This is a genomic window from Metamycoplasma cloacale (assembly GCF_900660735.1).
In the GTDB taxonomy this organism is placed as follows: domain Bacteria; phylum Bacillota_I; class Bacilli_A; order Mycoplasmatales; family Metamycoplasmataceae; genus Metamycoplasma; species Metamycoplasma cloacale.
Window position 1 is genome coordinate 579,765 of record NZ_LR215049.1, and the last position, 13,970, is coordinate 593,734.

Sequence of the window (13,970 nt, forward strand, 5' to 3'; positions counted from 1 at the left end):
GACATATGAAAGAAAAAATAACAAAATATCTCATTAAAACACTTATTTTCTGGATGTTATATTTTGTAATTTTAACTTTTATATTTTTTCTAATTAATTTATTATTATCAACGACAATAAAACAAAACTTTACAGTCTATTCACAAATAGATAGCAACGTCTTTGTAAGATACAGTCACTATATTAAATCTTTATTTAGTGGTTCTCTTGGTCAAATATATTCATATAATGTATCAGCCTCAAAAGGGATTTTACATTTATACTTTAATTATTTCAAATGAACATTTTTATTTACAATAATCACATTTACTATATCAATTTTAATTGGTAATCTTTTAGGTATTTATCTAGGTTTTCATTTCAATAAAACAAATGATTTTATAATAAATGGAATATTAGGTGTTTTTGCTGCAATACCAGTAATTATCATTTCAATACTAGCACTTTCAACAAGTATCTTTGTTGGTTATCCTTCGCAATTTATTAACCAACCATTGTTGGACTTAATATCATTAATTGTTCCTTGTACAATTCTCTCATTCTTTACAATCAGTATTTTTGCTGCAAAAGCTAGAAAAACAACAAAAGAAGTTATTTCTTCTGAATACTATAACTTTGCCAAATCCCTTGGTTTTAATAAATCGCAATTGTTTTCCAGAGTTATTTTTAAGCAATTATTAATTAGCGAATTACAACTTGTTATTCCAATTTATTTAATGTTAATGACTATATCAATTGCAATTGAAAGAATATTTTCAATCCCCGGCAGTTCAGTGTTTCTAACATTTGCATTCAAAAATGCGGAACTTAATTTAGTACTCTTTATTTTTGGATTTAATTTATCAATATTAATGTTATCTAAATTTATTATTGACATAATTCTTAATGTCATAAACCCAGAACAAGCTAAAGAAAAGAATTATTTTGTATTTATGTTTCCTAGAAAGAAGGTGAAACCATGAACTACAAAATAGATCCTTCTTTACTAAAATTTGCTGATAAAAAGATTGCTAAAAACACTGTAACAGTCCATAAAAGCAATGCTCGTTTATTTTGAGAAAGATTTACTAAAAAGAAAACCAATATCGTTGCATTGATTTTCTTTGTTATTATACTTTTATCTATTTTAATAGCAACTTTCTTTATTAAATATTCGCCAACTAATTCAATACATCAAAATTCCTTTGTAGTTAATAATCTACCCAGTGAATATCTAGATGTAGTTAATAGAAACTTTGAACGTGGTGATCAACTTGATTTTATAAGAAAAATTGCCGAATTGGAACAAAACAGAGCAACGCAATTAGGTGAAATTCCTGTATTTAAAATACTTTTTGATTCATCAAGAGATGTTGGTGGTTCAATGACAACAAACACAGACATCGTTGAACTTTGATACAGCCCATACGATTTAATTAAAGCAATTAATTTAAACGTTGATGAAGTAAATAAGATTAAAATCGATCATACAATCATATTAGGGACAAATTCAAACGGAATAGATATTTTTTCAAGATTATTAACCTCATTTTGATTAACTATATTAATTATTTTTACATCAATGATATTTAATATTTTTACAGGATTTACATTAGGTTCACTTTCTGGATTAAATAAAGAAAAAATGTTTTTTAAATTCATTGATATGATTGCTTCATTTATTAACTCAATACCAGAATTAATTTGAATATTTATCTTATGTATTGCTTTTACAACTAATTTTATAGGTATTGTTTGTGCGTTTATTTTAATATCATGAACAACATTCTATGAATTATCAAAAAACGAAACATTGCAATTAAGACATAAGGATTTCATTAATTCAGCTAAAGCAATAGGATTGAATCAATTTCAATTAATTTATTTAGAAATATTTAAAATCATTCTTCCTTCTATTATTAACCTAATCATTGATAGATTTTGTATGAATTTATTAATTATTTCTTCTCTTTCTTTTTTAGATTTAATAACAAATTCATCCAACTTAAATATTGGAAGTATTTTAAAGGAAGCAATTAATTCAATATCATATAACCCAAGTTATTTAATTGTAGTTGTTATCCTTATTACATCATTTACCGTTTCACTTAAATTATTCAATAACTCTTTATCGCAAACATTCAACCCAATTATTTCAAAATAGAAAGTAGCTACTGAAACTACTTTCTATTTTAATAAATCATTTTCTTTTAAACCTTGTGATTTTCCAATGTTCAAAAGCATTGTTTTAATTTCGTTTAACATATCATTAGTTGCTTCAAGTGTTGCATTAGTTATTAACGATTCAGTTGGATTGTATTCAATTTCATTAATAAAAACTTGATCCATATAATTGAAATTTTGTAATACATCAATGTGATTGATATTATCAACAATTGAATTAGTCATTGATTGAAAATCATTCTTAAATTCAGTATAATATTGTTTTTGATATTCAATCATTTTTATATGTCACAATGATATTTCATTTAGCATATTTAACAAGGCATGAGAGTGACTGTGCGAGTTTTTATCGCCATCTAAATTGATATTATTTAGATTTTCAATTGTTGTTAATTTGTTGTAATCCAATACGTTTTGTTTTAAGAAAATTCAAGCAGAATTAACACTATTTTGCAATAGTGATAGATTAATATCTTTACCTAACAGACGATCATCAATCACTTTCAAATGTTTCAAAAATTCTTTTGATTCAAATGCTAAATTTATATCCACCATTACAGCTTCAATATCTTGAAAAATTAAAGTATATTTAGATAAAAACAAACTAAATAAATTAACATCTTGATTGTTTTTTATATCTAATCATTTAGAAATAAAACTACGAATCGTATTTCTATTTTCTTCAATGCTTTGTTCATTAGATAATTGCGTTAATTTGTTTTTTAAAATTAAATAATTACGTTTTAAGGTAGAAAATTTTTGATGATAATGACGATAATTACGTTTTAAATCAACAAATACTTTTTGGACATCACCATTATATTTGCTATATAAATTATTTACCGGTGATGATTCAAATGCAATTGAATTATTTTTCTCTTCTTGATTCTCTTGATTATTATTTTTTATCGGTTCTTCTCAATCTGGTCTTTTGCAAGCAATCGTTACACAAGGAATAACTAATAATGAAAAGGCAGGTAAAATAAATTTAATTTTCTTCATTAGTTTTCACCTCCTTTTTCAGGAATTATTGATACTAAATGACTTGAAATTGATTTATCAAATCCTTTAAATCCATTTCAATATAAATCTACTTCTTTTAGTATTCTTTCGCCTTCGGTTTTATAGTTAAAATCTTGTTCATTTGCATATGACATAAATTTCATTCTTAACTTAATTCTTCCAATTTCGGTTTGATTATCCAATATTTCTAAATCAATTCTTTTCACACCAGAATATACATTTCCTTCTTTATTTTCCAATGCATATGATAATAAATAATTATTTAAAAATGATGTCAATAATTTAATTTGGAAAGAATCTTGCCTTACTCAATTTGCTTCATAGTTTTCTCTTAAATCATTATTTCAATATGAATAAGATAGATTTAAATTATTAAATGCACGTTCTAATAATATTTCATATGGTGAATTTGGATAATTACTACTTGGTTTTAGAAATTCATTTAACGAAATCCCAGCAGGAATGGCGATATTATCTTTTTTATAATAATAGAAATCATTTATTGTTAAATCTTCTTCACGTTTGTTATTAATAATCTTCGCTTTTAGTCTATGACCATGATCATCAAAATTAGAACTAATTCAAACATAATCTTTATAACTTTTATCTTTTTTAAATACACGTACTATTGCTTTTATTAATTGGTCTGTATTTAAATAATCGGTATATTTAAAATCAATGATCTTATAACTAACATCTGTATCTTTTTTATTTTCTGGAACTTTTATATAAAAGAAATCGTCTTTAAAGTTTTGGAATAAACTCATTAAACCTTTTGTATTTCAATACTCAAAGCTAGTTACTCCTTTTATGAAATAGTTTATATTATCAACAATATTTAAATATTGTTTACCATCTATTTCTAATAATGGGTTTTCTATATATTCATTAAATAACGGTAATTCTTCTTTCAATCCATTATTACCAACACCAAATTTTTGATCAGTTGCATAAGTTCTGAAATCATTAATATAGAATGTTTTTTCTTGGTTTTCATTGTTTAAGATGTTTTGATTTTTAAAATCATACATTCCTTTAAACTTAATTGCGATATATGATGAATTTCCACTAAATGATTTAACTTCCCTTGCATTATCTCAATCGATTTCTATTCTTGATATTCCGACATTGAATTTGTTTAAATATAGACAAAGAAATGATTCAAATAATTCTCTTTGTAATTGATATTCATTAGATAAAAAGGTTTTAGCTTGAATATAATTGCTAGTAAAATAATCTTTTAATAACACGTTTTGATTATCTTTGTTAATCATTCTTCTTTTATTCATGTATGAATAATTAATATTACCATCTTGAATTAATCTAAAAAGAATTGTTTGAATATCAGCGAAATAAGGATCTCCAACTCTATCAAAATCGTAATTAAATTTTGAAGCTAGAATTGAGAATCATTGTTCATTAAATCCGTTTGCATCATCAATTTCATTGAAATCATATACATTAAAGAAATCATTAATATTGCTTTTTTCATTAGTTTCAATTACCTTAATATTATCTAAATTTGATATTTCTTGTTTTCAATATTTTTGTATCGGAAAATCAATATTAAAAATTGATGTATGCTTATTATGTATTAATTTAATAGTATTATCCTCAAATACGGCTGAATCAAAATATACCTTTTGATTTCCGTCTAAAAAGTAAAAAATCTTATTTGAGTTATGTAGTGAAGCAACTTGGTTTCCAGTTAATCTAGTAAGGTATTTTCTTGAGATTTTTTCAATATCTAAATACGCTGTTTTATATGAACAACTTACTATTGTCGGAACTATTCCTAATGTAGGTACAAGTGCTAAAAATATAGGTAATCTATTTCTCTTCATATATGCTGTAAAACAATTTTTATTATAATATAATTATAAAATTATTGTATAATTTCTTAATATTTAATCAAAAAAAATATAATTATAAAGGTATATAAAATGTTTTTTACTATAGATAAGTTCGGAGGAAATTTAAACCTTACCATTTTTGTAAATTTATTAATTTACATAATTGTACTTTTAGGGGTGCCTTCTGTATTCCTTGGTTTTTTGTCGTTATTTAAATTTAAAGCTTCTCCAAAACGTTCAATTTATCTATACGCTTTTTCAACCGGAATGTTTCTAATAATCGGTGCTGCTGGGTTTATTAAAGAAGGTTATTTCCGTCTAGAATATTTCTTCCACGACACAAGTACTACAGGAGGATATCAATATACCAGTGGCAATCAAACTAAAGAACAATTATTTATTGCCTTAATCGTTGGTAGTGCAAGCTTAATCGGACTTGCAATTGTTATATTAGGTAGATATTTATTCGTTAAACTTTCAAAAACAGAACTACATGTTGAACACGATCATCACTCACACTCTGATCACCTCTTTTCATACAGAGACGTAGATAATCCCAAAGCAGCTTGAACAGCAATTTTAATGATACTTAGTCATAGAATAATTGATGGGCTAGTATTAGGTGTTTCTGTCTTTCAATTAACTTCACAAGGTTATCAAAAACCAAATTTAGCATTAATCATTACATTCAATATTCACTTATTATTTGAAGTTGTTATTGTTTATTATCGTCAAATTCAATATGGTGAATCAAAATTAAAGGCCATTGGATACAATCTATTGACTTTGGTGTTAATTATTCCTATTATGTTTTTAGGAGCATTTTTAGGTCAATATATCAACAAAGTAGCTTGAATTGAACCATTCCTAACCACAATGGGTGGGGCAATTATTGTCTTTATGTCAGTTATTGAATTAGTTCCTGAATTTATTCATTACAGAAACGAAAGCACTAAAACAATTTATATTACCTTAATTGTATTGGCTTCTTCAATTGTCTTAACTTTAATATTCTTAAGTTTCCACACACATACTCAATCAAGTCCAAACATTACTGGTGGATTTATAGAAGGATTTAGAAATAGGGAGTTGGTATGAAGAAGAAATTAATGCTACTAACACTACTTCCGTTTTCTACATTCAGTATTGCCCCTATTGCTTGTACAAAGGAAACTAAATTCAATGATTTTAATGCTTTACATGATAATTACGTAAGTTGATTTAATCAACCAAACGTAATTACAGATTTTAGTTATGCTTATCCTAATTCATATAATGAACAATTAAAGAATATCAACCTATTGACAGGTTCTAAAATTATTAGAATTGCATCCCAAAAACAACCTGTTATAGATTTCAGAGATAATATCACTATTCAACCAACGGAACTGTGATATAAAATGGAATTCGCAAGAGAAATCATCATCTCAAGTGTTGATGATAATGGATTTAAAAAAGATTATTCATTTACAACCGATGAAATAGAACGTGTTGATTTAAACGACACATTAGAAGAAAATAAAAATCCACATATATACTATCCAGAAAAAGATAAGGGGAATGGGTTTAACAAACCTTTTATTTTCGTTCCTTCATCTAATGAAAATTCAATTAATCATCCTTTATTTAGAGAAAAACTTAAAAAAGCTAAAAGTGTAACCATTAAATTTAAAAACAGTGAATGAAATAATGAAGTTTATTGAACGACAGGAGGGGTTAAAACAAAATATTTAGTAACGGCCAAAGATTTTAAGTTTGGTTTAATTAAAACAGCCTTGCAGAACAAAGAATACAGAAATGTATTTTTAAAAAATATGAATTTAAGCAAGCAATATGAAAATGTGAATTATGATGCAAATAATCCATATTTTAATGGCGTGGATTTAGTTCAATTTTTTAAAAACTACCAAATTAAATACAATAATCTTCTTAACCCTGATTTAATCAATTCGGGCGATATAAATAGTATTCATTTTACAGCCGAAGATAACGTAGGTTTAATTGATTTCAGTAATTTTTTAGAACAACTTTTAATTTATTCAAATTTTATTGATGCAATTCCTTATGAATATCTAAAAGAAAAATACGAAACCTTTAATTTATTTTCTGACAATAATTTCTATAAATGATTTTATAATTACGGCAAAACTTTTAGTGATCGTTTATATGCTTCATACTACTATATTTCTAAACACAATGATAAAGAAACTATCCTTTGAAGAAACAAACATTACAACACCATAACAGGTAATTGAAACAATACAAAACATTTAAATGAAATCAAATTTAAATACAATTCAATTCCCATCAACAATGATACCTTTAACTTACAAATGATTAATGCGTTTAAACAAAACATTATTAGTGAATTAAATATTTCTTCTCTTTCAACTGCGCAAAAAAATGACATTATTGATCAATACAATAAATTTAACCTTAATTATTATCAAGACTATCAAAAATACCAAGCACATAATAAAATCATTTTAAATAACCTAATTACACCAGAAAGTAATTACTATTTCAATCAGACTTTTTCTCAACTGTACTATGGTTTAACTTTAAATGATTTAATCAACAATAATTACAATGTTAACGATTTATTTAAACCAGAGACATTAGAATTTAGAAGCTTATTAAATAACGTTATTAATCCATATGCTTTATCTAAAATTAATAATCAAGATATTTGATTATCTCAAGCGCCTTTAGATATTAAAATTATTGCTAATAACACAAATAATACTAACTATCAATATTTAAAAGATGCACATTTGAATATTCATAAACAAATAATTCTTAAACAAGAACAAGATATTATTAAACAAAATAACAACACAACGAGCTATGATAATTATTTAAAATACAATGAATTAAATAATATTCTTAACTTAAAAGAGAGATTCAAAAGCATTGATTTTGAATATATCAAAAATAGAATTAATGAAATTATTGCTAAAAACAATATTACAGATACTATTGAATGAGAAATACCAATAATTGCATTAAATTCAACCAACGAACAAATTGCGCTAATGAAAAATATAATTGATATATTTAAAGATATCAATATACTTTTAAAGCCGAGCATAAAATTCATTACAGATTTCAATGAATATAATGAATATTTCAAATCTTCAAAATCAATTTATAAAGAAGCTGATTTTGTATTAAACAATAGCATAACAAATGATTTTATTGTACATGCTTTAAGCAATAATAATTATCAAGTTATTATGCAAATTTTATCTAACATAAATAGTCTTGCATATCCTAATTTAAATAAATTAGTAAAAATGCTAATTAATGAAAAAATCTTCGAAACTAAATTAATTAATTTAAATGTTGTAGAATTATTAACACATCTTGAAACAAAGAATATAAAAAATGAATTCAGTAGAAAGATTAATAAATATTTATTTACATTAAATACATCCGAAGTTATTAATTTAATAAATGAAATTAATAATATAAATTCATATAATATAAGTTTTTCAAATGGAGCTTCAATTAATAAGTTCAATAAAATCGCTTATCAAAAATACATCTATAAACCTTATGTGTATGACGGACTAAATTATTTACAAGACATTATCTTAATAGGAGATTAATTATGAAGAAAAAATGATTACTCCCTTCATTAGCAATTGCACCAATTATTGCAACTCCAATGATTGCGGCAAGTTGTGATAATAAAGGACCTATCAACAATCAAAATTTACAAAAATTAACATCAACTCAAATTGAACAAATTAAAAATTCTTTTGTTTTTGAATTAACAGAGGAAGGAAGACAACAAAATTACAGAGATGTTGTTGAATTGTTAAAAAATAAGGTTAACTATTACCTTTCACACCAACAATTTAATGCAGTCCAATCAGATGTTGAATTATCTAAATGAGTTAAATTAAAATGAATTAACATTAATGACATTCAAATTGGTCACAATCTTAAAATTCTATTTCAAGTGGATAGTAATACACAATTATTAAAATTAAAATGAGAAGTTAGCTGTGAAGCCTTTGGCACTGAAGGTAGTGGCGAAGAAACTTTAGAAAAATAAAAAATCTGGCTATAAACCGGATTTTTTAATCAATTCTTTTTGCCATTTCAATAAAGTTAATCGGATCTAATGCGGCTCCACCAACCAGGAAACCATCCACATTTTTAATTTGTTTCAATAAATCAATATTTTTTAGTGAAACAGATCCACCATATAAAACTGGGACTTTATGATGTGTAAATTCTTTAATATATTCAATAACATGTTCAATATGACATATTTCAGGAATAATTCCATTACCAATACAGTAAATTGGCTCGTATGAAATAATTAAATCACGATAATCAGTAATTCCTTTAAGGCATTTATTTAATTGGTCAATAATAAATTCTTTAGTTTTCTTTGCTTCAAATGTTGCAAGATCTTCACCAACACAAAGCACTGGTCTAACTTTGGTGTTTTCAATGTGTGCAATTTTTTGATTAATTAAATCATCCGTTTCATTAAACATCATTCTCCGTTCTGAATGACCTAATAATACGAAATCAAGATTTAATTCTTCAGCACTACGAATTGAAACCTCACCAGTATATGCGCCTTTTTGTTTATGAAAAATATTTTGAGCACCAAATAGATATTGTTTATCAGGTTTATCTAGAATCAATGAAATTGAATCATGTGAAACAGCTTCGCCGATAATTGTGTGCTTTAAGTTAGCTTTCTTAATTTCATTATTTAAAGTGTCTAGATAAGAACTTGTTTCAAAATAAGTTAAATTCATTTTTAGATTACCAATTAAATATTTCATATCTGCTCCTTATTTAATAAATGATGGAATTAAACTTATTATCATTATAACACCAAGCGCAATGTATGTCAAGAAAACTAAATTAGTCATCTTTGGTTGATACAGTTTCTTTTTATTCTTCATTGATTCCTCTAATTCATATTTACGTTTAGTTTCGACATAAATTTCGTCATATGATTTATTATCTTTATTATTTGATAATTCTTTTTTAACACTTTTATTTATTTTGTGATGTTTGATTGCATCACCAAATGTTTTAGAAAGTCCTTTACCAAAACCTAAACGAATAAATAGAATTACTAGATTAATTGAAATCATGAGAATCGCAACAATTGTAATTGAATCTACATAAGATTTATTTGCAACATATCTAATGATAAAAATCAATGAAGTATAAACTATTAAAGAAACAAATAAATAAATTAAACTAAATTTATTTCAACTATTTCTTCAGTATTCCCTAAATGATAATCTTTCTTTCATACTTATTTCTTCCTTATATAAAAAATATATATACCATAAAGTATATATATTTAATTGTTTTTTATTGTGTTTTATAACATTATTCTTTGGTTCATTCAATTATTTGCTCTTCGGTTCCATAGATAAAGTGGTTTGGTTCAACTTCTTTCATAATTGGAACGTTAGGGAATTGTTGTGCATCTAGATAATCTAGTTCAAATGAAACATCTTGGAATTTAACGTTAGCATTTGAAATCTTAGGTATTGCTTTAAATAAATTGATTGTATATGGATGCAATGGTTTGTCATAAATTAATTCTGTCTTACCATGTTCAACAATCTTACCTAAGTGCATAATTTGAACGTTATCTGCGATGTATTCAATCATACTTAAGTCATGCGCAATGAAGATTAAACCAATTTCTTTACTTCTACATAGTTCTTTTAACAAGTTAACAACTTGTGCTTGAATAGAAATATCCAAAGAAGCAATTGGTTCATCAGCTACAATAACTTGTGGTTCGGTTATTAATGCTCTAGCAATAACAATTCTTTGTAATTGTCCCCCACTGAATTCATGTGGATAACGATAAGCAAATTGTTTTAACAAACCAACTTCTTCGAGTGCTTTATAAATGGTTGTTTTATAAAGCAGTTGTGAAATTAATATTTTTGTAACAGGCCTTAATACAACAGTGTCTAATAAATTAAATCTTGTTCCTCATTTTGATTCACTTGATTCAGCACCTGTTTTTGCTGCTAATTCAATATTCTTTTCAACTCAACGAATATCAACACCTAATAATAAGTATATTTTGCTGATATCTTTGTTTAAATAATGTTTTTCAACAGTAAATGATTTAAGTGTATCTAATTTAATTGCTAAATCTGATTTATAGATTGCAATTAATGAACGAATGTCTTTTTCTGTTTCTTTGTCCTTGATTTGTGATTCTAGATATTTTCAATATTTTTCAATCGCTTCATCAAGTTGTTTATTACATTTAGTTTGAAGATCAACTAATTCATGATATAGTTTGTCTTCTTCTTTGATTTGTTCATATAATTCTTTGATTTTAATCTTATATGAAGCAATGAAAGAAATTCTTTCTTTTTCATAAACTTCTTGAACTTCTTTTAATTTCAATTTAACTTCATCTAGATGTTTTTGTGCATCTTCTTCAACAACAGTGTTTTTAATAATTAATTTTTGTTGTCTAATTTTTTCATTTATATCTGTAAAGATAGCTTGAAATTCTTTTTCAAGTTGTTTAGATTCTTCAATATATTCAGTTGCATCAAATTGAAATTTGTCAATTTTTTGTTGCAAGATTTGTTTTAAATTATTTTGATAAGGAATTGCTTCTAAATATTTTTTATAGAAATCTTGTGATGCCTTTTTTAAACCATTAATTAACGCTTTTAGTGTTTCAAATTCTAATAATTTACAATGTGGTTTAATAGTGTTTCAAATACTCTTTTGTTTTTTGAAAATTAATTCATTTTTTAAATTATATAAATAGAATGATAAGTCTGTTGATGATAATCTAGCTATATTAGCAAGTTCTGCTTCATTTTTAAATTCAACATTAAAGTTTAAGAAAGCATTTCTTGTTGAGTTTAATAAATCATTATAAATACGTTTTTGACGTTTTAATTCTAATTTTAATCTCTTAATCTCTTCACGTGCTAAAACACCGGCTTTGGTATATTTAACATAGTTTTGCGCTCTTTTTAGATTTGCTACATTTAACAAGTATGCATCTTCAAAAGGAGTAATATTGTGTTCTCTATATCTTTTTTGACAATCATAATAGAATGATAAAAGACTATTAGTGTTTGAATACATATTGTCAATAATCAATGATTCAATATGTTGTTTTTCATCTAGATATGAGAAGAATAAGTTAAAGTTATCTTCATTTGATAATTTTTCATCAAATTCTAAATGATCAAATTTCTTTGTTCATTTGTAAAAGAATGGTTTGGCTAATTTATTAATTTCTTTTAAATTACTTAATTGAAGTTTCATTGCTTCAATATGGAAGGTATATTTAAAGTTTGATTTAACTTGTGATCAATCTTTGAAAATATCGTCAATACGTTCCTTCATAATCCCATTGATCTTTAAAGGTTCTTTTAAAATACTGTAAATATTTTGTTGACCATTTAAAGAAGCGTGTGGATCTTGGAAAATCATTTGAACGTTTTTTCTTAAGAATTTACGTCTTTTGTTACTAATTCTTTTTCCTGAGATAATTTTTCCATTTAATCTAACAAATCCATTACATTCATCATACAATCTTAAAATTGTTCTACCAACTGTAGTTTTTCCTGACCCAGATTCACCAATTAATCCAACAATTTCACCCTTATGTACCTCAAAAGAAACATCATCAACCGCTTTATTGATATATCCTTGTGAGACGAAATATTTCTTTAAATTTTCAATTGATAATACGACATTTTTTTCATTAAAATCTTTTTTACTCATTTTTAAATACTTTCTTGAATAACTCTAAACGTTTGGTTAATTCTTTTGATAATGTAACTTTTGGAGAACTTGGATGTAATAATCAAGTTGCTGCGGCGTGGGTTTTAGTAATTGGAATTAAAGGTGGTTCTTTGTAGAAATCGATCTCTAGTGCATACTCATTTCTTGGAGCAAATGGATCACCAAGTGGTAAGTTTGCCATGTCAGGCGGAGTACCTTTAATGTTGTATAATTTTTCATCTTTATTTTCAGGAATTGCTGAAATTAAAGCTCATGTATATGGATGCGCAGGTTCGGTAAAAATTTCTTCTTTCTTACCTCTTTCAACAATTCTTCCTGCATACATAACGTAGATGTAATCACAGAATTTAGCAATAACAGAAATATTATGGCTAATTAGAATAATTGAAATTCCCATTTGTTTTCTAATATCTTCAAATAAGGCTAATACAGAAGCCTGAACGGTTGGGTCAAGGGCTGTAGTTGGCTCGTCAGCTACGATAATTTCAGGACGCAATGCAACAACCATTGTAATCACAATTCTTTGTTTCATTCCACCTGATAATGTATGTGGATAAGCCATAAAGACTTTTTCTGCGTTTCTAATTCCGAAACGTTTTAATAATGAAATAAGGTATGCTTTTTTCTCAGAAAATCTTTTATTAATTCATTCAACGTTATTATTGATTGCATCAAGTAATTGATCACCAATTCTTCTAGTTGGGTTTAAGCTTGTAAGTGGGTCTTGTGGAATATAACCAATTTTGCTTCCTCTAATGTGTTGTCATTGAGAATTACGTTTAATTTTAGTTAATTCAATGTCATTAATTTGCATTCTCTTAGCATCAATCATAGCTCCTTCATTAACGTTTAATAATGATTTAGAAGTAACTGATTTACCAGAACCAGATTCACCAACTAAACCAATGATTTCGCCACGATAAACGTCTAGATCAATTCCTCTAACGATATGAATTTTTTTCTTTCTTCCAATTGAAAAACTAACATGTAGATCTCTCACTTCTAATAATTTATCTTTTTTAAGTGGTTCAACTTTTAAAGAACCAAGAGCACGTTCACGAGAAATTTCTAATTTAGATTTTTTCACGCGTGTAGATAGAGGTTTGTTTTCAATAATTTTTTCTTTGTTTTCTGACATTAAAA

General features: G+C 25.7%; 11 protein-coding genes. 5 read left to right on the plus strand and 6 right to left on the minus strand.

Features of this window, described 5'->3' with window-relative positions:
• Positions 1-5 precede the first annotated feature (5 nt).
• Both EXC28_RS02605 and EXC28_RS05930 read left to right on the plus strand, forming a co-directional pair.
• Positions 6-974 (plus strand): ABC transporter permease subunit, encoded by a 969-nt coding sequence (locus EXC28_RS02605; protein WP_029330001.1) that lies wholly within the window; start codon positions 6-8, stop codon positions 972-974.
• Positions 959-2,143: an ABC transporter permease gene (locus EXC28_RS05930; protein WP_029330000.1), complete on the plus strand. Its 1,185-nt coding sequence runs from the start codon at positions 959-961 to the stop codon at positions 2,141-2,143. The genes EXC28_RS02605 and EXC28_RS05930 overlap by 16 nt, the downstream gene beginning before the upstream one ends.
• Before the next feature lie 23 nt (positions 2,144-2,166).
• Here the strand turns inward: EXC28_RS05930 and EXC28_RS05935 are convergent, their stop codons facing one another.
• On the minus strand, positions 2,167-3,165 hold the full coding sequence (locus tag EXC28_RS05935; RefSeq protein ID WP_029329999.1) for an HxHSH motif-containing lipoprotein: 999 nt from the start codon (positions 3,163-3,165) through the stop codon (positions 2,167-2,169).
• Positions 3,165-5,030 (minus strand): MAG3240 family lipoprotein, encoded by a 1,866-nt coding sequence (locus EXC28_RS05940; protein ID WP_029329998.1) that lies wholly within the window; start codon positions 5,028-5,030, stop codon positions 3,165-3,167. The genes EXC28_RS05935 and EXC28_RS05940 overlap by 1 nt, the downstream gene beginning before the upstream one ends.
• A 99-nt stretch (positions 5,031-5,129) precedes the next feature.
• Between EXC28_RS05940 and EXC28_RS05945 the strand changes: the two genes are divergently transcribed.
• Genes EXC28_RS05945 through EXC28_RS05955 form a run of 3 tightly spaced genes read left to right on the plus strand, consistent with a single transcriptional unit; the run spans position 5,130 to position 9,102 of the window.
• The gene (locus EXC28_RS05945; protein ID WP_051622548.1) at positions 5,130-6,149 is read left to right on the plus strand and encodes a ZIP family metal transporter; all 1,020 of its coding nucleotides are present in this window, start codon (positions 5,130-5,132) and stop codon (positions 6,147-6,149) included.
• Positions 6,134-8,650 (plus strand): OppA family ABC transporter substrate-binding lipoprotein, encoded by a 2,517-nt coding sequence (locus EXC28_RS05950; RefSeq protein ID WP_029329995.1) that lies wholly within the window; start codon positions 6,134-6,136, stop codon positions 8,648-8,650. The genes EXC28_RS05945 and EXC28_RS05950 overlap by 16 nt, the downstream gene beginning before the upstream one ends.
• 2 nt (positions 8,651-8,652) lie before the next feature.
• Complete coding sequence (locus EXC28_RS05955) at positions 8,653-9,102, plus strand: variable surface lipoprotein (protein WP_029329993.1); 450 nt, start codon at positions 8,653-8,655, stop codon at positions 9,100-9,102.
• A 25-nt stretch (positions 9,103-9,127) separates the two neighbouring features.
• Here the strand turns inward: EXC28_RS05955 and EXC28_RS02640 are convergent, their stop codons facing one another.
• The 4 genes from EXC28_RS02640 to EXC28_RS02655 all read right to left on the minus strand — a co-directional run bounded on the left by EXC28_RS02640 (position 9,128) and on the right by EXC28_RS02655 (position 13,965).
• A complete protein-coding gene (locus tag EXC28_RS02640; protein ID WP_029329991.1) occupies positions 9,128-9,850 on the minus strand; it encodes a triose-phosphate isomerase in 723 nt (240 codons plus the stop codon).
• Positions 9,851-9,859: 9 nt separating this feature from the next.
• A complete protein-coding gene (locus EXC28_RS02645) occupies positions 9,860-10,333 on the minus strand; it encodes a hypothetical protein (RefSeq protein ID WP_029329989.1) in 474 nt (157 codons plus the stop codon).
• Positions 10,334-10,412: 79 nt separating this feature from the next.
• Positions 10,413-12,806: an ATP-binding cassette domain-containing protein gene (locus EXC28_RS02650; protein WP_029329987.1), complete on the minus strand. Its 2,394-nt coding sequence runs from the start codon at positions 12,804-12,806 to the stop codon at positions 10,413-10,415.
• Positions 12,799-13,965, minus strand: a complete 1,167-nt coding sequence (locus EXC28_RS02655; protein WP_029329984.1) for an ABC transporter ATP-binding protein — start codon at positions 13,963-13,965, stop codon at positions 12,799-12,801. The genes EXC28_RS02650 and EXC28_RS02655 overlap by 8 nt, the downstream gene beginning before the upstream one ends.
• Positions 13,966-13,970 lie beyond the last annotated feature (5 nt).